Here is a 23,536-nt window from a genome sequence, read left to right as displayed (position 1 = left end):
CACGTGCGCTGGAGAGCGCTCAGGCAACAATCATGCCATTGTTGTGCAGATATATGCGTTATGAAAAGTGCCGGGCGCGCTGAAACCCCTGCAGCTGAGGGCCGGCGAGCGCTTCGGGCGCCCGCCGGCCCTGTACGATGCCGCGGTGCAACTGTTTCACGCAGTGGCCTGTGCCAGGTGCGCCTGCTCCACGCGTGTTCCGAAACGATGCGCGCTGCTCATGAATGCTGCTCCCCAATTTGCGGGGGCTGTCTTAGGCGCTGCCCTTGGTGAGTGCCCTCAGGCTATCGGCCACCGCCTTGGTGTGCACCGCCGTGTCCGCGGTGCGGCGGCTCGACTGCTCGATGCTCTCGAGCAGCTTGGTGAGGTCGGCCACGCCGGACGATTGGCCTTCGATCTCGCGCGCCACATTGCTGATTGCATCCGCCAGCCGGGAAATGTCGCCACCGATCTCGGTCGCACTGGTACGCGATTTCTCCGCGAGCTTGCGCACCTCGTCTGCGACCACGGCGAACCCGCGCCCCTGTTCTCCGGCCCGTGCCGCCTCGATCGCGGCGTTGAGCGCGAGCAGGTTGGTCTGGTCGGAGATCTGCTGGATCACGCCTGCGACGCTCTTGATGCGGGCACTGGCTTCGGCCAGGCCGCGCGCGCTGGCGGCGACCTCGCCCGCACGCGCGGCAAGTTCGACGACCGTACTGCCGGCGCGATGGACGACCTCGTCCTGCTCGACGATGTGTGCGGACAGCGCATCCATCGACCCGTAAAGGTCGCCGGCACAACCATCCAGTTCCCGCGCCGTGTGCTCGCGCAGCGTGTTCGCCTCCCGGAGCACCCGCCCAAGATCGTTGAGTCCGGTGAAGACCCTCGCCATCGATTCATCCAGCCCGCTGGCGTCGAGCGAGCTGTCGAAGTGCTGGGCCTCGAAACTCTCGATCTGCTGCACCACGACACGCGACAGGCCCGCGAGCTTGGCGACCTGGCGGCGCAGGAAGAAGGCCTTGAACTCGCCGTAGTGGGCCACGAACTGGTCCACGAAGCCGTCGCGGAAGCCTTCTCCGGTGCGCACACGGAAGAAGAAGATGGCAGTCAGGGTCTGGTTCAGATTCAAGCCGAGAATCTCGCCAAAGGTGGAGAAGCCGGCGAGCGGCACGCCCTCCATGACCTTGCCCATGTCGCCGAGCTCGCGCTCGTTGTAGAGCCTGCGCAGGATGCAGTCGTTGAGGATGCCGGCCACCGGCAGTCCCGGCTTGCCTTCCAGGAAGCGCTGGAAGTCCTGCCGTGTGCGTTCGGCCAGCCCGGTGCGGCGGACCATGACCAGTTCCTCGCCCGGGGCGACGTCGCAGTAGAAGTGCACGCGCCCGCTATCCAGGTCCATGCGTGCGATCGAGCGCACGTAGATTTCCTTGCCGACGCGAATGGCGAAGGAGTACTCGGCCAGCTTGGCCTCTAGCGAGCTGCGATCGCATTTGAGTCGGTCGCACAAGGCGTCGACCAGGGTGCCGATGCGGCCCTGCTGGTCGAACACCTGGCTGACGTAGCGTTGCTCCAGCGAGGCGGACAAGACGTTGAACACGACATCCGTGGGCTCGAAGTTCTGGCTCTTGAACACGCCGAAACGCACGCCCGGCGCCGTTCTGACGAAAGTGACGAGGGCGTGGTTGTCCAGGCGCCGCTTGCCGTCGTGCAGCCAGGACACCTTGAAGTCGAGCGTGCCGCCGGCGGAGCCGCCCACGAACAGACAGGGGAAGCGGCCGCTCTCGTACAGGGCCTCCATGAAGAACGACTCGGATGCCGACAGGCCGTCGAACAGCACGTAGGCGAAGGTGTCGCGGTGATCGATGTCGAGGGCGATGCCGGCGTTCTCGATGTTCCTTGCCAGTCGCGCCACGCGCTCTTTCATCGGCACGGCAACCGAGCCGCGGCGCAAGTCCTCGCTGCCGAGGGGGATCGCCACCACTTCGGCGCGGGCCACCAGTGAGGCGTCGAAGCACTGGAGGACGATGCGATCCCAGCTTCCGCCGGTCGTGCAGTAGAGCTGGCCCTGTTCGGAGCAGAGCTCGCCTGCGGTCGTGCACATGGCCAGCGCCGCATCGGGAAAGCGCCTGCGCACTTCGGCCGCGCTGCGGTCGATGTCGACGTGTGGCGACACGAAAGCGACCACGAATGTGGGCTTGATGCGCAAGGCGTCAAGCTCCGCCCCCAGCGTCGCCGAGGATGCCTGCAAGGTCACCACCCCTGCCGCATCGGCGGCTTGTTTGCGCAAGAACAGTCCCATGATCTCCTCGACCTCCGTTCATTCGGGTTCGTTGTTGTCCGAGCATCCGCGCCGCGCTCGTTTGTAAGCACTCGGGCCAGGCAAAGCACGAAATGGGCCTGCCGTCCGGCTTGGCGCAAATCTGGACCAGTCCGTAACATCGGCACTTTTTGCGGACCGCTTGAGGATGAACAAAGCCTTTGTGAAGGAAAGTGACGGCGACGGCGATGGCGACGAGGATCTGGCGCCGGGCCTGCGTCTGCCGGCCGGCAGCAAGAACTACATGACCCGGCGTGGTTACGACGCCTTGCGTGCGGAGCTCGACCAGCTCGTGCGCTTCGAGCGTCCGAAGCTCGTCGAGACGGTGGCGTGGGCGGCAGGCAATGGCGACCGTTCGGAGAACGGAGACTACATCTACGGCAAGAAGCGGCTGCGCGAGATCGATCGGCGCATCCGTTTCCTGATCAAGCGCATCGAGAACGCCGAGGTGGTGGACCCCGAGCGCCAGCGCGAGCTGGAGCAGGTGTTCTTCGGCGCTACGGTGAGTTTCTGCGACCTGGACACCGGCGAGGAGCAGACCCTGCAGATCGTGGGAGTGGATGAGGCTGATGCGACCCAGGGCCGGATCAGCTGGATATCGCCGCTTGCACGTGCCGTGCTGAAGGCGCGGGTCGGCGACGTGGTGCGCTTCCAGAGCCCGGCCGGGCTGCGTGAGCTGGAGATCGTCGGCGTGGTCTACGTTTGAGGCAAGTCAACGTTATCTCTTTGTATTTCATTGGAGTATCTGCGGTGGTGTGGGCGCGATGCAGCTAAAGTCGGAGGTGTATTTGGCCGATAGCAAACGCACAGGTTGCAGCCGCTGGCCGTGCAGGGGGGCTGACAGACCGAAGAAATCATAGAGAGGGAGGGAAGGGATATGCGCCTTGGATCATTGACCGTCGTGCAGCGTGTCTCGCTGCTGGTCGTGGTGGCGATGGCTGGCCTGGCATTGCTTACTGCAGTGGCATTGCGTGATGCGCACCGCCACATGACCGAAGGCTATGAGCGCAACGTCAAGAGTCAGGTCGAGGTCGCCCACGGTCTGATCGCGCATTTCCACGCCCTGGAGCGCAGCGGCGCAATGAGCCGGGCCAATGCGCAGGAGGCCGCCAAGGCGGCGTTGCGCGGCCTGCGCTATCAAGGCAACGAGTACTTCTGGGTCAATGACAGCGGTCCGGTGATGCTGATGCACCCGATCCGTCCCGATCTCGAAGGCACGGATCTTTCCCAGAACCGCGATCCGCAGGGCAAGTACCTGTTCCGCGAGTTCGTGCGCGTGGCGCGTGCCGATGGCGCCGGTTTCGTGGATTACCTGTGGCCGCGCCCGGGGTCGGAGACGCCCCAGCCCAAGCTGTCCTACGTCAAGATGTTCGCGGAGTGGGACTGGATCGTCGGTACGGGCGTGTATGTCGATGATATCGATACCGCCATGCGTGGCGCGGCGACCGGCTTCGGTATCTTCGTGCTGGCGGTGCTCGTCGTCCTCGGCCTGATCTCGTGGTGGGTGGTGAGGGGCGTGGTCCGTGCGCTCGGCGGCGAGCCGGCCTATGCCAACGAGGTCATGCGCCAGGCCGCTGCGGGTCAGCTCGATGTCAGGGTCGCCAATCGCGCGGGCGCAGACAGCCTGCTTGGTACGCTGTCGACCATGCTTGGCCAGTTGCGCGCCATGGTGGGCGAGATCGGCCAGGGTTCGGGGCGGCTGACCGATACCGTGCGGGACATCTCTGAGGTCGCGCGGGTGGTGTCCAAGGCGTCGGCCGTGCAGACCGACTCGACCGCCGCCATCGCAGCCGCGGTCGAGGAGATGACGGTGAGCGTGGAGCACATCTCGGATGGCGCCCGCCATGCCGAGGAGAACTCGGCGGCGACGTCCGAGCTGGCCCATGAGGGCGCGGCGCGGGCCGAGCGTGTGGTCACGGAGATGAACTCGATCGCCGCCAAGGTCGGAGCCGCCGCCGACAAGCTGCAGAACCTGGTCCTGCGTGCGGACGAAGTGGGGTCGATCGCCAACGTGATCAAGGAGATCGCCGGGCAAACCAACCTCCTGGCCCTCAACGCGGCGATCGAGGCCGCCAGGGCCGGCGAGCAGGGGCGCGGCTTTGCGGTCGTTGCCGACGAGGTGCGCGGCCTGGCCGAGCGCACGGCCGCGGCGACGGTCCAGATCGAGCAGGTCATCGAGGGCATCCAGACCGAGACCAAGGGCACGGTCGATGCCATGGCCGAGGTGACGGCGCAGGTCGAGGGCGGCGTGGTGCTCGTCGATGAGACGTCCGAGTCCCTGCATCAGATCAGGTCCGGCGCCGGCGAGGCGCTGGAGAAGATCCGCGGTGTGGCCTTCGCCACCCGCGAGCAGCGCGCCGCAGCAACCGAGATCGCCCAGCAGGTCGAGCGGATCACCTCGATGGCGCAGGACACCACGGCCGAGATGGCCTCGATGGCTCAGCTGGCGGAGCGCATGGAGCAACTGGCAGGCGACCTCAACCAGCTCGTCGGCCGCTTCCGCTGCTGAGCGCCCGCCCCGCATGCGCGGGCAGGCCCTTGAAAGTGGGAGCACCGCCCCCATCTGCGGCTCCGTCCTGATCAAACAGACGGAGCCGCAGTCACATGTCCGAAGTACAGAACCCGAACAACGCGTCGTCCCAGACCCTGAACTTCCAGGCCGAGGTGAAGCAGCTGCTTCACCTGATGATCCACTCGCTGTATTCCAATCGCGAGATCTTCCTGCGTGAGCTGGTCTCGAACGCATCCGATGCCTGCGACAAGCTGCGTTTCGAAGCCCTCGACAACGGTAGCCTGTACGAAAACGACGCCGAGCTGAAGATCCGCATCGGCTTCGATGCCGAGGCCAGGACCATCACCATCGCCGACAACGGCATCGGCATGAGCCGCGACGAAGCCATTGCCCACCTGGGCACCATCGCCAAGTCCGGTACGCGCGAGTTCTTCGGCCAGCTCACCGGCGACCAGAAGAAGGACGCCAACCTCATTGGCCAGTTCGGCGTCGGCTTCTACTCCGCCTTCCTCGTCGCCGATCGCGTCACCGTGCTCACCCGTCGCGCCGGCCTGGCTGCCGGCGAGGGTGTGAGGTGGGAATGCTCGATGGCCGGCGATGAAGCTGGCGCCTACACCGTGGCGCAGGTCGACAAGGCCGGCCGCGGCACCGAGATCACCCTGCATCTGCGCGAAGGCCAGGAAGACCTGCTGTCGTCGTGGAAGCTCAAGAGCCTGGTCCGCAAGTACTCCGATCACATCGTGCAGCCGATCGTGATGAAGAAGGAGGAGTGGAACGACGAGCAGAAGAAACAGGTGCTCACGGACGAGGACGAGACCGTCAACCAGGCCAACGCCCTGTGGGCCCGGGCCAAGAACGACATCACGGACGACGAGTACAAGGCCTTCTACAAGCACGTTGCGCACGACTTCGACGAGCCGCTGGCGTGGACCCACTCGCGCGTCGAGGGCCGCCATGAATACACCAACCTGCTCTACATCCCGAAGAACGCGCCCTTCGACCTGTGGGACCGCAACGCCAAGCACGGCATCAAGCTGTACGTGAAGCGCGTCTTCATCATGGACGACGCCGAGAAGCTGATGCCGACCTACCTGCGCTTCGTGCGCGGCGTGGTCGATTCGGCCGACCTGCCGCTCAACGTGTCGCGCGAGATCCTGCAGGAGTCGAAGGACATCGACACCATCCGCTCGGGCTGCACGAAGAAGGTGCTGTCGATGCTGGAAGGTCTGGCCAACAGCGAGGAGGCTGCCGACAAGGAGAAGTACGCCGACTTCTGGAAGGCCTTCGGCAAGGTGCTGAAGGAAGGGGTGGGCGAGGACTTCGCCAACAAGGAGAAGATCGCCGGGCTGCTGCGCTTCGCCTCGACCCAGCTCGACACGGCGGACGAGGTCGTCTCGCTGGCCGACTACATCGGCCGCATGAAGGAAGGCCAGGACAAGATCTACTTCGTCACTGCCGAGACCTTCAACGCCGCGAAGAACAGCCCGCATCTCGAGGTCTTCCGCAAGAAGGGCATCGAGGTGCTGCTGCTGTCGGACCGCGTCGATGAGTGGGTGACCGGCAACCTCACCGAGTTCGACGGCAAGCCGCTGGTCTCTGTCGCCAAGGGCGGCCTGGACCTGGGTGCGCTGGAGGACGAGGCCGAGAAGAAGGAAGCCGAGAAGGCCGCCGACGAGTACAAGGAACTGCTCGACAAGATGAAGGCGAGCCTGGGCGAACGCGTGAAGGACGTGAAGGTGACCCTGCGCCTGACCGATTCGCCCGCCTGCCTGGTGGCCGACGAGCACGATCTGGGCATGAACCTCGCCCGCATCCTCAAGGCCGCGGGCCAGAATGCGCCGGTCTCCAAGCCCATCCTCGAGATCAACCCGAGCCATCCGGCGGTGCTGCGCCTGAAGTACGAGGACAAGCACTTCGACGACTGGGCAGCGGTGCTGTTCGACCAGGCTCTGCTGGCCGAGGGCGGCACGCTCGACGACCCGGCGACCTTCGTCAAGCGCATCAACCAGCTGATGATGGCGATGAGCGGCAGCTAAAGCGGGCCCATACCGGCGCTGCGGGTCAGGCCGCCGGCTTTACGGGAGGGGGTGTCCGTCAGGGCGCCCCCTCCTTGTTCCTGGCGGTCGAGGGCATGTCCTGCATGTTGCCCGCAGTCTCGGCATTGGCTGCGCCCAAGGGAGAGGTGGGCGCCTCCTGCGTAGCCGGGGCCGCTGGGGACTCGGCTGTCGAGGGCGCAGCGGTGTCTGGTACGGGGGGCTGGACCCGTCCTTCCGCCCGCCGCAGCCAGGGGTAGGCGAGTGCATGGTAGAGCGGGACCGGGGCGACCGAGCGCGATACGCCATGCGCCACCACCGCCGTCGCCATCAGCGGCAGCAGCATCTGGTGGTTGGCCGTCATCTCCATGACGATCACGAAGGAGGTGATCGGCGTCTGTGTCATGGCAGCAAGAAAGGCCACCATGCCCAGGACCAGGATGGCCGGGTCGGGTTCGCCGGGCAGCAGCATGGCGATGTCCGATCCCAGTCCGGCGCCCACGGCGAGCGCGGGTGCGAATACGCCGCCCGGGATGCGCGACACGAAAGCCAGCCAGATCACCGCCATCTTCATCAGCATGAAGGCCATCGGCAGCGCGGCGCTGCCTTCGAGCGCAGCCTTGGATTCGGCATAGCCCGTGCCGTAGGTCAGGCCGCCGCTGGCGACGCCGATCAGGCCGGTGAGCAGGCCGCAGAACGCGGCAAAGCGCACCGGCTGCGTCTGCGCGATGACGCCCACTCGCCCGGGCAGGCCGCGCGCCGAGGCGATCAGCACGCGTGAGAAGCCGCCGCCGAGCAGGCCGCCGACCACGCCGCACAGCAGCACCGGCCAGATGCCGTCGGGCCAGCCGATCGTGGCCAGGGTGCGGCCGAAGTAGGTGTAGTTGCCAAGCACGGCCAGTGACATCAGACCGGCGAAGATGACCGCGGTGAGCGTGGTGCTGTTGGCGCGGAAGGCACGGTAGCGGCACATCTCCTCGATTGCGAACATGATGCCGCCGAGCGGGGTGTTGAAGGCCGCGGCCACGCCTGCGCCGCTGCCGGCGACGATGAGGTCGCGGCTCGACGCGATGCGCCGGTGCCGCTTTCGGCTCGCCAGCATGTGCATGATCGAGGCACCGATCTGGATCGAGGGGCCTTCGCGCCCGATCGAAGCGCCCGAAAGCAGGCCGCCCAGCGTCAGGAACACCTTTGCGATCGCGATGCGCAGCGACAGCAGCTGCTTGCGTACCCGCCCGTCGTCGGAGAGGGAGGCGGCGATGGCCTGTGGGATGCCGCTGCCTTCCGTCCCGGGAAAGAAACGCCGTGATACCCAGGCGAGCGCAGCAAAGCCTGCTGGCGCGACGATCAGGCTCAGCCAGGGGCGCTCGCGCATCACGCCGGCGTGGGCCTCGATGGCAAGCTCGGCACCGATCGCGAAGGCGATTGCGAGCAGCCCCGCGAACAAGGCGGCGCCAACCAGCAGCAGGCGGACACGCCAGCGGCGCAGCGAGAGCCAGGGCAGGGCGTAGCGGCGACCGCCGCGTAACAGCCGGCTCAGGCTCCAGCGAGTTCGGGTCGGCGTATCGAGTTTCGGGTCGGGGCTCATGAGGGCTCTGTTGCGGTACAGCATGGCGCCGTTCCGGAGGGGCGCTGACGACTGAACCGGGCTCGTTGCGTGCATGCTGCACATGCGAAAGGTGAACGATACCGTTACCATAGACGCCGTGGCAGGCAATGATGTTTTTTTGACAATGAAGCTTTGAGCAAATATAGTCCGAGCGAGATTCAGACAGTGGAAAACCAAGCAAGAGCAAGCAAGCCGGCCGCGCCGGTGACCCCGCTTTCGGTGCTGCAGCGTTTCAGGATCCTGATCCGCACGGCGCAGCGCCACTCCCAGTGGATCGAGCGCCAGAGCGGAGTGACAGGGGCGCAGCTATGGGCTCTGCAGGAACTCAAGGAGTCAGCTGGCCTGCGGGTGGGCGAACTCGCCAACCGCATGGCGCTGCATCAATCGACCACGTCCAACATGGTCGATCGGCTCGAGACTGCGGGCTTGCTTCGCAAGGAGCGCACCACTGTCGACCAGCGCGTCGTCCGTCTCTACCTTACCGACGAGGGCCAGGCACTGCTGGCGCGGGCGCCATCTCCGGCGCGCGGGGTTTTGCCCGAGGCCTTGCGGCTGATGGATGAGGCGGGCCTGGAGAGCCTTCAAAGCGAGCTCGACAAGCTGCTGCGCCAGATCAAGAATCTTGACGAAGGCTTTGGCATGCAGCCCTTGCCCTTCACCGAATGAGCGATGTTCCGCCTGGCACGGTCGGAACGTCCCGACCGTGTCTTACACACAGTGTTTCTTGCACTTGTGCGGACAGCAGCTTGAGCGGCCGACAGGCCGCTCTTTTTTTTCGGCCGCCCGGCATTGTGGCGTGCCAGGGCACCGCATCCGGATGCCCCTAGTGCTTTCTTGACAGCCCCTGCATGGCGCGCGCCAGGCCATCGAGCGTCATCGGGTGCATGCGTCCGCCAACGATCTGGTGGATCAGCTCGATCGACTTGCGGTAGGGCCACAGGCGTTCCGGTTCCGGGTTGAGCCAGGCCGCTGCCGGGTAGGCGTCGAGCAGCCGCCGCAGCCAGGTGGCGCCCGGCTCGGCGTTCATGTGCTCGACCGAGCCATGCGGATGCAGGATCTCGTAGGGGCTCATGGTGGCATCACCGACGAAGATGAGCTTGTAGTCCGGCCCGTACTTGTGGATGACGTCGAGTAGCGGTGTGCGCTCGGCGTGCCGGCGGCGGTTGTCGCGCCAGACACCCTCGTAGACGCAGTTGTGGAAGTAGAAGTACTCGAGGTGCTTGAACTCGAGCCGGCAGGCCGAGAACAGCTCCTCGCAGATCTTGACGTGGTCGTCCATCGAGCCGCCAACGTCGAGGAAGAGCAGCACCTTGACCGCGTTGTGGCGCTCTGGCCGCATCATCAGGTCCAGCCAGCCGGCGTTGCGTGCGGTGGCGGCGATCGTGCCGTCGAGGTCGAGCTCCTCGGACGCGCCCTGGCGGGCGAAGCGGCGCAGCCGGCGCAGGGCAACCTTGATGTTGCGGGTGCCCAGTTCCACCGAGTCGTCCAGGTTGCGGAACTCGCGCTTGTCCCACACCTTGACCGCCGTGCGGTTACCCGCCGATTCGCCTCCGACGCGAATGCCTTCCGGGTGGGTGCCGTTGTTGCCGAAGGGCGAACTGCCGCCGGTGCCGATCCATTTGTTGCCGCCCTGGTGGCGTCCCTTTTGCTCCTGCAGACGCTTGCGGAACTCGTCCATCAGCTTGTCCCAGCCGAGCTTTTCCAGCTGTGCGCGCTCCTCGGGGCTGAGGTGCTTGCGTGCCATTGCCCGCAGCCACTCCTCAGGCAGGTCCGCATCGAGGCCGGGGAGCTCGGTGACCCCCTTGAAGTACTCGCCAAAGGCTTGGTCGAAGCGGTCGTAGAGCGCTTCGTCCTTCACCAGGCAGGTGCGTGCAAAGTGGTAGAAGTCGTCGATGGAGGGGCCGCACACGTGCGCCTTCATCCCCTCGAGCACGGTCAGGAACTCGCGCGTCGACACCGGCAGCTTGCGTGCCTTCAGGTGCAGGAAAAAATCGATCAGCATCGGCAGCTCCGCTGGCGTGGGCCTCAGTCCTGTATCTGCATCGCCCAGGACAGGGCCTGCATGTGGCACTCCGTGGCCTGCTCGGGCGAGATGCCGCAGCGCTCGGCGGCTTCGGCCAGGCCGTCGCCCTGGGTTCGCTCGCAGGCGATGGCGAGCTGGAGCAGGTCGTGAAGAGGGCCCCCCTTGCCGCGGACGGCAGCATCGATGTCGGCGCTGAGGGCCAGCGGCGCCAGCGCCTTGTCGAGCGGAACCTGCAGGATCACGTCGATGAGCGACAGCAGGCCGACGAGGAACAGGGTGTCACGCTCGGCGCTCGGGTGCGTGGCGGCGAGCAGTTCCATCATGCGGCCGCGGACGAGCGCCGTCTCCAGCGCCGCGCCGCCGCGCTCGCTTTCGGTTGCCGTGCTGCAGACGAGCAGGATCAGCCAGCGGTAGAGCTTTTCGCGGCCGAGCAGCGCGAGCGCGTTCTCGATCGAGGACACGCTTTGCGGCAGCGCATTGGCAGCCGAGTTGATGTAGCGCAGCAGGCGCAGCGACAGGGCAGCGTCCTGCTTGAGCAGCTCGGCCAGCTCGTGGGTATCGGCGTCGGCGCGCAGGCGGGCGATCAGGGTGCCGATGCGCAGTGTGCTGGGGCCGAGTTCGCGCTCGGTCCAGTCCTCGCGGCGGGTGATGAAGGGGCCCTGGAACAGGCTCGCGCCGAGCTTGAAGCTGAACCGGAACTCCTCGATCGAGGGCAGTTCGCGCACCAGCAGGCGTGCGTTGGGCGCAACCTCGAGGGCGATGTTGCTCAGCTGCAGGCCACGGCGGGCATCCAGGCCCTGCGCATGGGCGATGATGAAGTCGGCCCAGGGCAGCAGGCCGTTGAATTCGGTGACGACGTTGGGGTCGTGCAAGCCAAGCCTGAAGCCGCGTTTGCGCAGGTCCTCGACCGTGCGCCGCAGGCTGTCGAAATCCGGGGCGCCTGCGTCGGGCAGTGCGGTGGGAATGAGGACCACGTTCGCCGCCGGCAGGTGCGCGAGGCAGGGGGCGGTGAGGAAGGAGTCCGGTACGTCGATGAAGGCGATGCGGTGCCCGAGGAGTTCGCCGATATCGGCGTTGATCAGGTTGCGCACCAGCACTTCGGCATAGACGTGGTGCACCCGCCGGTTGCTGTGGCGGATGCGCGCCCGCGTGCCCTCCTGCAGCATGAACTGGTAGCCGGCGATGCGCTGGTTGCGCCCGAGGACGGCTTCGCGGCACAGGAAGGTGACGATGCCGTCGGCGCTCAGGTCGGGGGTTGTCGCGCGCAGCGGGGCGTCGCGGTTGAGCTTGTCGAACCCGTCCGTCGCCGTGCGTAGCGGGGCCGCCGACGGTTTGCCGCGGCCGAACAGCCAGGCGAGCAGTGCCTTGAACATGGTGGGTTCGCTCAGCGGTTGTGGCGTGCCATGAATACCAGGCGCTCGAACAGGTGCATGTCCTGTTCGTTCTTGAGCAGGGCGCCGTGCAGGGGCGGGATGACCGCCTTGTTGTCCGTGCTGCGCAGGGCCTCGGGCGGGATGTCCTCGGCGACCAGCAGCTTGAGCCAGTCGATCAGTTCGGACGTGGAGGGCTTCTTCTTCAGCCCGGGGACGTCGCGCAGGCCGAAGAAGACTTCGAGCGCCTCGGTGAGCAGCTCCTTGCGGATTGCCGGGAAATGCACATCGACGATGCGCTGCATGGTGTCGCGATCGGGGAAGCGGATGTAGTGGAAGAAGCAGCGGCGCAGGAAGGCGTCGGGCAGTTCCTTCTCATTGTTCGAGGTGATGAACACGATCGGCCGGTGGCGGGCCTGGATGGTCTGGCGCGTCTCGTAGACATGGAACTCCATGCGGTCGAGTTCGCGCAGCAGGTCGTTCGGGAATTCGATGTCGGCCTTGTCGATCTCGTCGATCAGCACCACGGTCGGGCGCTCGGCCTCGAAGGCCTGCCACAGCACACCCTTGACGATGTAGTTGGAGATGTCGCGGACGCGGTCGTCACCGAGCTGCGAGTCACGCAGGCGCGACACCGCGTCATACTCATAGAGGCCTTGCTGGGCCTTGGTGGTGGACTTGATGTGCCACTGCAGCAAGGGCAGGCCAAGGGCATCGGCGACCTCTTCTGCGAGCATGGTCTTGCCAGTGCCGGGCTCGCCCTTGATCAGCAGTGGGCGTTGCAGGCGGATGGCGGCGTTGACCGCGAGCATGAGGTCGGGCGTGGCGACGTAGTCGCGGGTGCCTTCGAAGCGCAGATCGGACATGCATGATTCCTCGTGTCGAATGGCATTGATTATACGGCCGGAGTGCGGGGCACTGGCCTCGCGAATCCGCCCGCGTGCAGGCAGAGCCGCCGCTGCAGTGCTAGCATCGCGCGCCATGAACATCGACGCCATCCGCCTGCGCCTGCGTACGCTCGGTGCGCGCCCCAGTCACGAAGGCCGCCTGCTGCGCGCCTGGCTGCAGGGGCGCGCGCTCGATGCCGGCCCGCATACCGACTCGAACCGCTTTCCCAAGGCCTTGCAGGCCGCCTTGCCCGCGCTCGAAGCGGAGCTGAACGCGCTCGCCCGCGTGCGCTCCGAGCACCCCGGCGAGGACGGCACCCGCCTGCTGGTCGAACTTGCCGACGGTCAGACGGTGGAGAGCGTGCTGCTGCCGCGCGACGGCCTGTGCGTGTCCACCCAGCTCGGCTGCGCAGTAGGCTGTGTGTTCTGCATGACCGGCAAGGATGGCCTGCTGCGCCAGCTCGGCAGCGCCGAGATCGTCGCCCAGGTGGCACTGGCGCGCCGCCAGCGCCGGGTGCACAAGGTGGTGTTCATGGGCATGGGCGAGCCGGCGCACAACCTGGACGCGGTGGCTGAGGCGATCGAACTGCTCGGCACCGAGGGTGCCATCCCGCACAAGAACCTGGTGCTGTCGACCGTCGGCGACATGCGTGTGTTCGAGCGCTTGCCGCAGATGCAGGTCAAGCCTGCACTCGCGCTGTCGCTGCACACCACCAAGGCGGCGTTGCGCGCGCAGCTGCTGCCGCGCGCACCGCGCATCGACCCTGGCGAACTGGTCGAGCTCGGCGAAGCCTGGGCGCGCGCCACCGGCTACCCCATCCAGTACCAATGGACGCTGATCGAAGGTGTCAATGACGGCGAGGACGAGATCGAAGGCATCGCACGCCTGCTTGCCGGCAAGTACGCGGTGATGAACATGATCCCCTTCAACACCGTCGACGGCCTCGCCTATCGTCGCCCGGATGCCGAGCGTGCCGCTGCCATCGCACGCAGCCTGCACCGCCGCGGCATCCTCACCAAGCTGCGCCAGTCCGCCGGGCAGGACGTCGATGCCGGTTGCGGTCAGCTGCGCGCGCGCGAAAGCAAGCTGGCATTCGTGCGCAGGGAAGAGAAGCGCGCCGTTCGAGGGCAGCTGCCCGGTTGACGCGCGCTCGCGCCGCCCCCCGTGGGAGCGGCGCCAGCCGCGAGGGGTTGAAGGCGGCGAGGTGTGTCGCAAGCTCCGAAAAGCTCGCGGCTGGCGCCGCTCCTACAGTGGGCGACGTGCGTGACGGTTTCCCGTAGGAGCGGCGCCAGCCGCGAGGGGTTGAAGGCGATCGGGGTGGGTGCGGGGTGACAAGCTCGCGGTTGGCCCCGCTCCTACCCTGAAGCGCGGCGTGTGGGCGCCACCGGTGGTTGGGCTCAGTGGCTGGCGAACACCGCTGTCCTGCCTTCGGCGTCGAAACTGACCACGTCGTAGCGCTCGGCCGGGTAGGGGCCTTCCATGCCGGGCGAGCCGAGCGGCATGCCGGGTGCCGAGAGGCCGGCGATGGCAGGCTTGTCGGTGAGCATGCGGCGCACGTCGGCTGCAGGCACGTGGCCCTCGACCACATAGCCGCCCACCGTGGCCGTGTGGCAGGAACCCAGCGCCTGCGGCACGCCGGCCTCGTGCTTGATCTGGCCCATCTGGCTGGTGGCCACTTCCTTGACCCTGAAGCCGTGCTCGCGCATGTGCTCGGCCCACTTGCCGCAGCAGCCGCAGTTGGGGTCCTTGAACATGACGACTTCGTCCCCGGCTGCGAAGGCCGGGACGACAGTGGCGAGGCTGAGCAGGCCGGCGGCGATGAGGCTGCGCAGGCCCGGTACGTGCGATGGGGTCGATGGGGTGGATGGTTTCATGGTGCAGACTCCAGTGTGGATCCATGGGGCGCGGCGGTATGCCGCGCTGTGCTGAGGTCGGCCGGCAGGCGCAGGGTGAAGGTGGTGGTGCCGCGCGCCGTGCCTGCTGCCATTGCGCTGCCCGCCCAGATGCGGCCGCCGTGCGCGTGCACGATCGAACGCGTGATCGCGAGGCCGAGACCGGCGCCTTCGCCATGGCTGCGGCGGTCGGCGCTGCCGCGGTGGAAGCGGTCGAAGATGCGCTCGATCTGTTCGGGGGGGATCGGTTCGCCGTCGTTGTCGATGCGGACCTCCGCCTCGCCGCCGTCGTGCCGCAGTCCGATGCGGATGGTGCCGCCCGCCGGCGTATGGCGCAGCGCGTTCGACAGCAGGTTGGAGAGCGCCCGGCGCAGCATCAGGCGGTCGCCGCGCACGCTCGCCGTACCCTCGACTACGATGCGCACCCCCTGTGCCTCGGCGAGTGCGTCGTAGAACTCGATCAGCGCCGTGGCCTCGTCGGCGAGTGCGACGGCTTCGCTTGCACCTGGCAGGCGGCCATCCTCGGCCTGAGCGAGGAAGAGCATGTCGGCGACCATGCGTGCGATGCGCTCGAACTCTTCCATGTTGGAGGCCAGCACCTCGCGGTATTCGTCTGTGCTGCGGCTGCGTGTCAGCGCGACCTGGGTCTGCGTCATCAGGTTCGACACCGGCGTGCGCAGCTCGTGGGCGATGTCGGCGGAGAAGTCCGACAGGCGGCGGAAGGACGCTTCCAGGCGCGCCAGCATGCCGTTGAAGGCTTCGACCAGCTCGCGCACTTCGGCGGGGGCGTCCTCCTCGATCAGGCGCTCGTCTAGACGCTGGGCCGACAGCTGGCGGGCGGTGGCGCTGACTCGGCGCAGCGGCGCCAGGCCGCGGTGAGCTGCAAGCCAGCCGAGCAGGGCGGCGGTGATGGCGGCGAGCGAGATGCCCAGCCACAGGCCGCGGCGCAATTCGTCGAGGAAGTGGATGTGGTGCGAGACGTCGAGTGCCACCAGCGCCGTCATGTCCGCAGCACCGTCGCTGCTGCCGGCGTGTCCTTCCAGGCCCGCCTGCAGCGTGATGCGTTCGGCGCGGCCGATGACCTGGTGGGCCCCTTGTGTCCACGGGACACTGCCGGCAGGCAAGTCCTTGCCGGCAAGCTGGGCGGGCGTGAAGAAGTCTGGCTGGATTGCATGCAATACGCGACCCTCCGCGTCGAGCAACAGCACCGCCACCATGTCGTGTCCGGCGAAGGCGTCGTCAAGGCGCGACAGGCGTTCGGCCAGCGGTAGCAGGGCATCTGCGCCCTGCAGCAGGTTGGCGACCAGGGTGAGCTTTCCCACCAGCTCATGGTCGTCCAGTTCCTGAAAGTGGTGCTCTACCGCACGGCCGATGACGACACCGACCGTGATCAGCAGGCACGCCGTCAGCGCCGCGAACAGCAGCGCGAGGCGGGCGGTCAGCGACAGGCCGGGTGGCAGCCTCATGCTTCCTCCGCCGCCTCCAGCACGTAACCCATACCGCGCACGGTGCGGATGAGCTTGGGCTCGAAGGGCTCGTCCACCTTGGCACGCAGCCGGCGTACCGCGACCTCGATGACGTTGGTGTCGCTGTCGAAGTTCATGTCCCACACCTGGGAGGCGATCAGCGAGCGCGGCAGCACCTCGCCCTGGCGGCGCAGCAGCAGCTCGAGCAGGGCGAACTCCTTGGCGGTGAGCTCGATGCGCTGGCCGGCCCGGCTGACGCGGCGACGCAGCAGGTCGAGCTCGAGGTCGGCGGCGCGCAGCAACTCGGGCTCCTTGTTGCGGCTGCGGCGCAGCAGGGTGCGCACACGCGCGAGCAGCTCGGAGAACGCGAAAGGCTTCACCAGGTAGTCGTCGGCGCCGAGTTCGAGCCCGCGCACGCGGTCTTCCACCTGGTCGCGTGCGGTCAGGAACAGCACCGGCATCTCGCGCCCGCTGCGGCGCAGGGTCTGCAGCACGCCCCAGCCGTCCAGCGTGGGCAGCATGACGTCGAGCACGACCAGGTCGTAGTCGCCATTCAGCCCCAGGTGCAGGCCGTCCAGCCCGTCGCGGGCGAGATCGACGACGAAGCCGGCCTCGGCCAGGCCCTGGCGCAGGTAGTCGCCGGTCTTCGGTTCGTCTTCGACGATGAGGATCTTCATGGCGGGCATTGTGCCTCGCGCGATCGCGACAGGGGAAAGCTGACAGGAATGTAATGCTCCCGTCAGCCTGGTGTCGGCTGGCGCTACCCATACTGCACCGAAGCCCCGCAGTGGCGGGCGCGCCGGCGTGTGCCGGTACGACACGACAAGGAGAGCGACGATGCAGACCAAGCCGGCAACGATTCACACCACAACACTCACCCGAACCTCCATCGCGACCCTGGCTGCGGGCGCCATCATTGCGCTGTGGCTCGCGTCAGCACCGGTACAGGCCCAGCAAGGGCATGACGCCCACCATGGCCACGGCGCCCCGGCAGCGGCGAAAGATGCGGATGCAGCCCAGTTCGCGCCCTCCGAAGGCGAGGTCAAGCGCCTCGACAAGGCCGGCAAAAGAGTGACGATCGCCCATGGCCCGCTCGAGAACCTCGGCATGCCGCCGATGACCATGGCCTTCGAGGTCGAGGACGCTGCGGTGGTCGATGCGCTCAAGGTCGGCGATCGCATCCGCTTCATCGCTGGCAAGGAAGGGCGCCGCTACACCGCGCGCGACGTCGAGGTCGTGCAGTAAGCACACGGCACAGGAAGATCCAATGAGCGTCTTCATGCGCCTGGCGAGCGTATTTGCCTGCCTCGCCACCAGCGGCGTCGCGCTTGCCCAGTCGATTGCGCCGGGTGCGGACGTCGACAGCCTGCTCGCGCTCGCCCGCCAGGACAACCCGGCCTTTGCCGCCGAGGGTTTCGAGACCGATGCGGCGCGCGAGCGGGTGGGCGCGGCGGGGGCGCTGCCCGACCCGCGCTTCACGCTCGAGCTGATGGACGTCACCAACACCATGAGCGGGGGCTCGACTTCGGTGCTGCCGGGCCAGGTCGGCGAGACCCGCTACCGCATCGTCCAGCCCCTGCCGGGGTGGGGCAAGCGCGCGCTCGAGACCGAGGCCGCCGTGGCCAGCGCCGCGCAGGCCGAAGCTGCACGCGATGGCGCCTGGCGCACGCTGGAAGCCGCCGTGCGCTCGGCCTGGCTGCGCTACTACCAGGCCGAGCGCGAACTGCAGTTCAGCCGTGAGCAGCAGGGCTTGCTGAGCGGCATCGAGGCGGCGGCGCTCGCGCGCTACCGCAGCGGCGAGGGCAGCCAGCAGGATGTGCTGCAGGCCCAGCGCGAGGCGAGCGCCCAGCGCCTGGGCGTGCTCGCCATCGAGCAGCGCCGCCAGGCCGCGGTCGCCGCGCTCAATGCCCTGCTCGGGCGTGCGCCCGATGCGCCGCTCGCCGCGCCACAGCCGCCCGCGCCGCTACCCGCCGGGCTCGCGTTCGCCACCCTGGTCGAGCGCGCACGCACGGCCCACCCCGAAGTGCGCGCCGAGGCCATCGGCGTAGACGCTGCGCGCATCGAGCGCGAACGCGCGCGCCGCGAGCGCCAGCCCGACTACGCGGTCGGTGTCACCTACAACCGCCCGCGCGAGGGCCGCGAGTCCTGGGACCTGATGTTCGAGATGATGATCCCGCTGCAGCAGGGGGTGCGCGACGCGCGTCAGCGCGAGACCGCGGCGCTCGGCCTGGCCGCGGAGGCCCGCCGGCGCGCGGCCGAGACGCGCATCGCCGGTGAGTTGGGTGCGGCGTGGGCGTCGTGGCGGGCAGCCAGTGACAGCCTGCAGCTGCTGCGCTCCACCTTGCTGCCCCAGGCAGAGGCCGGGCGCGACGCAGCGCGCGCGGGCCTGGCCGGCAGCCAGGTCGGTATTGGCGAGGTATTGATGGCCGAAGCCCAGGTGCTCGACACCCGGCTGGCCCTGCTGCAGACGGAGGTCGAGGCGCGCATGGCGCTGATCGAGCTGCAGCGACTGTCCGGAGAGCTTGAGTGACTGATCACATGAAACCCGCTGCAGGGCAATCTGCGGCGGAGGCAGGCGAGGCCAAGGCAGGGCGTGGCGCGCTGCGCGTACTCGCCCTGTTGGCGCTGGTGGCGGCAGTGGGGGCCGCCGGCTACTGGGCGGGCAGCCGCGCTGCGGGTCCGGTCCATGGCAGCGCTGCGCAGGTCGGGACGGAAGCGGGCCGCGGCGCAGTCGCTGCGGCGACGAATACCGGCGCCCCTGCCAGCGGCGAGCGCCAGATCCTCTACTACCGCAACCCGATGGGCCTGCCCGACACCTCGCCGGTACCCAAGAAGGACTCCATGGGCATGGACTACATCCCGGTTTATGCCGACGAGGCCAGCGACGACGCCGGCACCGTGCGGGTGAGCCCGGCGCGCATGCAGACCCTGGGCGTGCGCACGGCAACGGTGGCGCGCGGCACGCTCGATGCGGTGCTGCGTGCCAGCGGCCGGGTGGAGATCGACGAGCGCGCGCAGGTGGTGGTGGCGCCGCGCTTCGAGGGCTGGATCGAGCGCCTGCATGTGAGCGCGGTGGGTGACGTCGTGCGCCGCGGCCAGCCGCTGCTCACGGCCTGGAGCCCCGCGCTGCAGTCGGCGGGCGAGGAGGTCCGCATCGCCGAGCGCCTGGTGACCGCCAGCGCTGCCGACCCCGAGGCCCGCGCCGCCGCCGCGCGCCTGGCCGAGGCCGCCCGTGCGCGCCTGGCCAGCCTGCAGGTTGCCGGCCAGGCGGCACCGCGCCAGACCCTGCATGCGCCGGCCGACGGCATCGTGCTCGAGCGCATGGCGACCCAGGGCGCGCGCTTCATGGCGGGCGAGGCGCTGTTCCGCATCGCCGACCTGTCGCGGGTGTGGGTGATCGCGGATGTGTTCGAGCGTGACCTCGGCCGCGTGCAGGTGGGTGACCGGGTGGCAGTGAGCGTGGATGCGCTGCCCGGCCAGCGCCTGGAGGGCCGGATCGGCTACGTTTATCCGACCCTGGATGCCGGCACCCGCAGCACGCCGGTGCGCATCGAACTCGACAACCGCGCGGGCCAGCTGCGCCCGGGCATGTTTGCCACCGTGGACTTCGCGCCCGGCGCCGCGCGCGAGCGCCTGCTGCTGCCGGCTTCGGCGCTGATCGAGGATGGCGAGCGCCAGGTGGTTTTGCGCGCGCTCGGCGAAGGCCGCTTCCAGCCGCAGCCGGTGCGCATCGGCGAGCGCGGCCGCGAGCAGGTCGAGGTGCTCGACGGCATCGCCGAGGGCGATCGCGTCGTCGTCTCGGCCAACTTCCTGATCGACTCGGAGAGCCAGCTGCGCGCCGCGCTCGCCGGCATGGGCGATGCGCCACCACAGGACTACCCGAGCCACGACACCCGCGGCGTGTTCGAGGAGGCTTTCGACGGCGGCGTCAGCCTCAGCCACGACGCCATCCCGGCGCTGGGCTGGCCGGAGATGACGATGGACTTCAGTCTGGCCGAGCCGGCGCTGGTCGAGGGTCTGGCGCCAGGGACGCCGATCCGCTTCAGCTTCGAGGATCGTGGCCCGGGCGAGTACGTGGTGACTCGCATCGAGCGGGTGGAAGGCGAGCATGCCGGACATTGACATGACGGATGCGCAGCGCGCGCCAGCGCAGGGGGAGCGGGATATTGACGTGGCGCCTGCGGGTGGCTGGCTCAGTCGCCTGATCGAGTGGTCGGCACGCAACGTCTTCCTGGTGCTGCTCGGCACCGTACTCCTCATCGGCGCCGGCCTTTACGCCGTCAAGCACACGCCGCTCGATGCGCTGCCCGACCTGTCGGACGTGCAGGTCATCATCTACACCGACTACCCCGGCCAGGCGCCGCAGGTGGTGGAGGACCAGGTCACCTATCCGCTCACCACGGCGATGCTGGCCGTGCCGCAGGCGCGGGTGGTGCGCGGCTTCTCGATGTTCGGTGCGTCCTATGTGTATGTGATCTTCGAGGACGGCACCGACATCTACTGGGCGCGCTCGCGGGTGCTCGAGTACCTGAGCACCGCCGCCGCCCGCCTGCCCGCCGGCGTGGCACCGCAGATCGGGCCGGACGCCACAGGCGTGGGCTGGGTGTACCAGTACGCGATCACCGGCAAGGACCTGTCGCTGGCCGAGACGCGCAGCCTGCAGGACTGGTACGTGCGCTATCCGCTTACCCAGGCCCGCGGCGTGGCCGAGGTGGCCAGCGTGGGCGGCTTCGTACGCGAGTACCAGGTCACCGTCGACCCCTATCGCCTGGCCGGCTTCGGCATCGGCCTGGACGAGGTGGGGCGCGCGATCCGCGAATCCAATCGCGACGTCGGCGGCCGCGTCATCGAGCTGGCCGAGCGCGAGTTCATGGTGCGCGGCCGCGGCTACCTGCGCAGCGTGGCCGACATCGAGGACATCGTGCTCAAGGTCGATGGTGCGGGCCGCGGCACGCCGGTGCGGGTGGCCGACATCGGCCGCGTCGAACTGGTGCCGGCCGAACGCCGCGGCATTGCCGAACTCAACGGCGAGGGCGAGGTGGCCTCGGGCATCGTCATGGCGCGCTTCGGCGAGAACGCGCTCGAGGTGATCAGGAACGTGCGCGAGAAGCTGGCCGAGATCGCGCCCGGCCTGCCCGCAGGCGCCGAGATCGTGCCGGTGTATGACCGCTCGACGCTGATCGAGCGCGCGATCGACAACCTCAAGTCGACCCTGCTGGCGGAGAGCCTGATCGTCGCCGCGGTGTGCATCGTCTTCCTGCTCCATGTGCGCAGCGCGCTGGTGGCGATCGTGACCTTGCCGCTGGGTATCCTGGTCGCCTTCATCGGCATGCAGGCGCTGGGCATCGGCTCCAACATCATGAGCCTGGGCGGCATCGCCATCGCCATCGGCGCCATGGTCGATGCCTCGATCGTGATGATCGAGAACGCGCACAAGCGGCTCGAGACCCTGCGCGCCGAGGCCACCGCCGCCGAGCGCGCCGAGGTGCTGATCGGCGCCTGCCGCGAGGTGGGGCCTGCGCTGTTCTTCTCGCTACTGATCATCACCGTGTCCTTCCTGCCGGTGTTTGCGCTCGAAGGCCAGGAGGGGCGGCTGTTCTCGCCGCTGGCATGGACCAAGACGCTGGCCATGGCGGGCGCTGCCTTCCTGTCGGTGACCCTGGTGCCGGTGCTGATGCTGTTCTTCGTGCGCGGCAAGATCGTCCCCGAGCAGCGCAACCCGATCAACCGCCTGCTGGTGTGGCTGTACCGCCCGGTGATCGCGCTGGCGATGCGCTTCAAGCTCACCACCCTGCTGCTCGCCCTGGTGGCGATGGCGGTGACGCTGATCCCGGCGCGCCAGATCGGCAGCGAGTTCATGCCCACGCTCGACGAAGGCGCGATCTTCTACATGCCGGCGGGCCTGCCCGGCATGTCGGTGACCGAGGCCGGGCGCTTGCTCGCCACCACCAACCGCATCCTCAAGAGCTTCCCCGAGGTCGAGTCGGTGTATGGCAAGGCTGGCCGCGCCAACACCGCCACCGACCCGGCGCCGCTGGAGATGTTCGAGACCGTCATCAACCTCAAGCCGCGCTCGGCGTGGCGGCCGGGCATGACGGTGGATGCGCTGATCGCAGAGATGGATGCGGCGGTGAAATTCCCTGGCCTGGCCAACTCCTGGACCATGCCGATCAAGGCGCGCATCGACATGCTCAGCACCGGCATCCGCACGCCGGTGGGGGTCAAGGTGTTCGGTCAGGACCTGGATACCCTGGAGCGGCTGGCGAAGGAGGTCGAGGCCGTGGTGCGTGCCGTGCCCGGCACCGCCAGCGCCTATGCCGAGCGCGTCGCCGGCGGCTACTACGTCGACATCGAGCCGCGCCGCGACCAGCTCGCGCGTTACGGGCTCACCATCGACACGGTGCAGATGGCGGTGGCGACCGCGCTCGGGGGCGAGACGGTGACCACCACCGTCGAAGGCCTGGAGCGCTACAACGTCAGCGTGCGCTACCCGCGCGCGTTGCGCGAGGACCCGGCGCGCATCGCCGCCCAGGTGCTGGTGCCCACTGCCAGCGGCCCGGTCCCCCTCGGCCAACTCGCCGAGGTCAAGCTGAGCCGCGGCGCGCCCGCCATCCGCACCGAGAACGCCGCGCTGGTCGCCTATGTATATGTGGACACCCGCGAAGCCGACCTCGGCCGTTTCGTCCAGCGCGCGCAGCAGGCCGTGGCCGCCGAGGTGCGCTTCCCGCCCGGCTACTACGCCGCCTGGAGCGGCCAGTTCGAGTACATGGAACGCGCCAAGGAAAAGCTCACCGTTGTGGTTCCGCTCACGCTGGCGCTGATCTTCGTGCTGCTCTACCTCAACTTCCGCCGCCTGGCCGAGACCTTCATCGTCATGCTGTCGGTGCCCTTCGCGCTCATCGGCGGCGTGTGGCTGATGTGGTGGCTGGGCTACCAGATGAGCGTGGCGGTGGCGGTGGGCTTCATCGCGCTTGCCGGCGTCGCCGCCGAGACCGGCGTGATCATGCTCATCTACCTCGACCACGCCTGGCAGCGCATCCGCGCCGAGCGTGCCGCGCGCGGTGAAATACCCAGCATCGCCGACCTCTACGCCGCAGTCATGGAAGGCGCCGTCGAGCGCGTGCGCCCCAAGATGATGACCGTGATCACCATCATCCTCGGCCTGCTGCCGGTCATGCTCGGCACCGGCACCGGCAGCGAGGTCATGAGCCGCATCGCCGCGCCGATGGTCGGCGGTATGGTGTCCTCCACGGTGCTGACGCTGGCCGTGATCCCGGTGCTGTATGCGCTGGTCAAGCAGTGGGAGCTGCGGCGGGAACAAGGTACGACGGCCTGATTCGCGGCGAGCGTATCACCCGCCGTAGCAGCGGCGCCAGCCGCGAGGGTTTGAAGGCGATGGGGCTCGTCGCATGCCCTGAAAAGCTCGCGGCTGGCGCCGCTCCTACCGAAA

The 23,536-nt window shown here is 68.0% G+C and carries 17 protein-coding genes; 9 read left to right on the top strand and 8 right to left on the bottom strand.

Annotated elements, in window-relative coordinates; genetic code table 11:
* Window positions 1–253: 253 nt before the first annotated feature.
* A complete protein-coding gene (locus P7F68_RS16005) occupies window positions 254–2,275 on the bottom strand; it encodes a methyl-accepting chemotaxis protein (protein ID WP_002941906.1) in 2,022 nt (673 codons plus the stop codon).
* Between the two features lie 166 nt (window positions 2,276–2,441).
* Between P7F68_RS16005 and greB the strand changes: the two genes are divergently transcribed.
* The 3 genes from greB to htpG all read left to right on the top strand — a co-directional run bounded on the left by greB (window position 2,442) and on the right by htpG (window position 6,841).
* Window positions 2,442–2,999: a transcription elongation factor GreB gene (gene greB / locus P7F68_RS16000; RefSeq protein WP_277834628.1), complete on the top strand. Its 558-nt coding sequence runs from the start codon at window positions 2,442–2,444 to the stop codon at window positions 2,997–2,999.
* A gap of 171 nt (window positions 3,000–3,170) precedes the next feature.
* Window positions 3,171–4,802, top strand: a complete 1,632-nt coding sequence (locus P7F68_RS15995) for a methyl-accepting chemotaxis protein (protein WP_277834626.1) — start codon at window positions 3,171–3,173, stop codon at window positions 4,800–4,802.
* A 95-nt stretch (window positions 4,803–4,897) separates the two neighbouring features.
* The gene (gene htpG / locus P7F68_RS15990) at window positions 4,898–6,841 is read left to right on the top strand and encodes a molecular chaperone HtpG (protein WP_002941918.1); all 1,944 of its coding nucleotides are present in this window, start codon (window positions 4,898–4,900) and stop codon (window positions 6,839–6,841) included.
* Between the two features lie 58 nt (window positions 6,842–6,899).
* On the opposite strand, the gene P7F68_RS15985 is transcribed toward htpG, so the two are convergent.
* Window positions 6,900–8,450 (bottom strand): chloride channel protein, encoded by a 1,551-nt coding sequence (locus P7F68_RS15985; protein ID WP_002941920.1) that lies wholly within the window; start codon window positions 8,448–8,450, stop codon window positions 6,900–6,902.
* 201 nt (window positions 8,451–8,651) lie between these two features.
* Between P7F68_RS15985 and P7F68_RS15980 the strand changes: the two genes are divergently transcribed.
* Window positions 8,652–9,113 carry a MarR family winged helix-turn-helix transcriptional regulator gene (locus P7F68_RS15980; protein WP_002941926.1) on the top strand — a complete coding sequence of 154 codons (462 nt, stop codon included), beginning with the start codon at window positions 8,652–8,654 and terminating at the stop codon, window positions 9,111–9,113.
* 157 nt (window positions 9,114–9,270) lie between these two features.
* Here the strand turns inward: P7F68_RS15980 and P7F68_RS15975 are convergent, their stop codons facing one another.
* Genes P7F68_RS15975 through P7F68_RS15965 form a run of 3 tightly spaced genes read right to left on the bottom strand, consistent with a single transcriptional unit; the run spans window position 9,271 to window position 12,706 of the window.
* The gene (locus P7F68_RS15975) at window positions 9,271–10,449 is read right to left on the bottom strand and encodes a vWA domain-containing protein (RefSeq protein WP_277834623.1); all 1,179 of its coding nucleotides are present in this window, start codon (window positions 10,447–10,449) and stop codon (window positions 9,271–9,273) included.
* A 23-nt stretch (window positions 10,450–10,472) separates the two neighbouring features.
* Window positions 10,473–11,843, bottom strand: a complete 1,371-nt coding sequence (locus P7F68_RS15970; RefSeq protein WP_277834621.1) for an EAL and HDOD domain-containing protein — start codon at window positions 11,841–11,843, stop codon at window positions 10,473–10,475.
* An 11-nt stretch (window positions 11,844–11,854) separates the two neighbouring features.
* Entirely contained in the window at window positions 11,855–12,706 is an 852-nt protein-coding gene (locus tag P7F68_RS15965; RefSeq protein WP_002941945.1) for an AAA family ATPase, read from the bottom strand.
* 115 nt (window positions 12,707–12,821) lie between these two features.
* Between P7F68_RS15965 and P7F68_RS15960 the strand changes: the two genes are divergently transcribed.
* Entirely contained in the window at window positions 12,822–13,871 is a 1,050-nt protein-coding gene (locus P7F68_RS15960) for an RNA methyltransferase (RefSeq protein WP_277834619.1), read from the top strand.
* 254 nt (window positions 13,872–14,125) lie between these two features.
* Here P7F68_RS15960 and P7F68_RS15955 read toward each other — a convergent pair whose 3' ends face one another.
* Genes P7F68_RS15955 through P7F68_RS15945 form a run of 3 tightly spaced genes read right to left on the bottom strand, consistent with a single transcriptional unit; the run spans window position 14,126 to window position 16,763 of the window.
* Window positions 14,126–14,602, bottom strand: a complete 477-nt coding sequence (locus tag P7F68_RS15955; RefSeq protein WP_277834617.1) for a DUF411 domain-containing protein — start codon at window positions 14,600–14,602, stop codon at window positions 14,126–14,128.
* Window positions 14,599–16,086, bottom strand: coding sequence for a heavy metal sensor histidine kinase (locus tag P7F68_RS15950; protein WP_277834615.1), 1,488 nt, complete (start codon window positions 16,084–16,086; stop codon window positions 14,599–14,601). Before P7F68_RS15950 ends, P7F68_RS15955 begins: the two co-directional genes overlap by 4 nt.
* Window positions 16,083–16,763 (bottom strand): heavy metal response regulator transcription factor, encoded by a 681-nt coding sequence (locus P7F68_RS15945; RefSeq protein WP_277834613.1) that lies wholly within the window; start codon window positions 16,761–16,763, stop codon window positions 16,083–16,085. The genes P7F68_RS15950 and P7F68_RS15945 overlap by 4 nt, the downstream gene beginning before the upstream one ends.
* A gap of 160 nt (window positions 16,764–16,923) precedes the next feature.
* On the opposite strand from P7F68_RS15945, the gene P7F68_RS15940 reads away from it, so the two are divergent.
* The 4 genes from P7F68_RS15940 (at window position 16,924) to P7F68_RS15925 (ending at window position 23,422) form a co-directional block, all read left to right on the top strand.
* A complete protein-coding gene (locus P7F68_RS15940) occupies window positions 16,924–17,331 on the top strand; it encodes a copper-binding protein (RefSeq protein WP_277834611.1) in 408 nt (135 codons plus the stop codon).
* A 22-nt stretch (window positions 17,332–17,353) separates the two neighbouring features.
* The gene (locus tag P7F68_RS15935; protein ID WP_277834609.1) at window positions 17,354–18,616 is read left to right on the top strand and encodes a TolC family protein; all 1,263 of its coding nucleotides are present in this window, start codon (window positions 17,354–17,356) and stop codon (window positions 18,614–18,616) included.
* A 269-nt stretch (window positions 18,617–18,885) separates the two neighbouring features.
* Window positions 18,886–20,208, top strand: a complete 1,323-nt coding sequence (locus P7F68_RS15930; RefSeq protein ID WP_386039872.1) for an efflux RND transporter periplasmic adaptor subunit — start codon at window positions 18,886–18,888, stop codon at window positions 20,206–20,208.
* The gene (locus P7F68_RS15925; protein WP_277834607.1) at window positions 20,195–23,422 is read left to right on the top strand and encodes an efflux RND transporter permease subunit; all 3,228 of its coding nucleotides are present in this window, start codon (window positions 20,195–20,197) and stop codon (window positions 23,420–23,422) included. Before P7F68_RS15930 ends, P7F68_RS15925 begins: the two co-directional genes overlap by 14 nt.
* Window positions 23,423–23,536 lie beyond the last annotated feature (114 nt).

Origin of the sequence: Thauera mechernichensis (genome assembly GCF_029588855.1) — a bacterium.
GTDB classification, from domain to species: domain Bacteria; phylum Pseudomonadota; class Gammaproteobacteria; order Burkholderiales; family Rhodocyclaceae; genus Thauera; species Thauera mechernichensis.
This window is presented reverse-complemented; position numbering and strand designations above follow the sequence as displayed.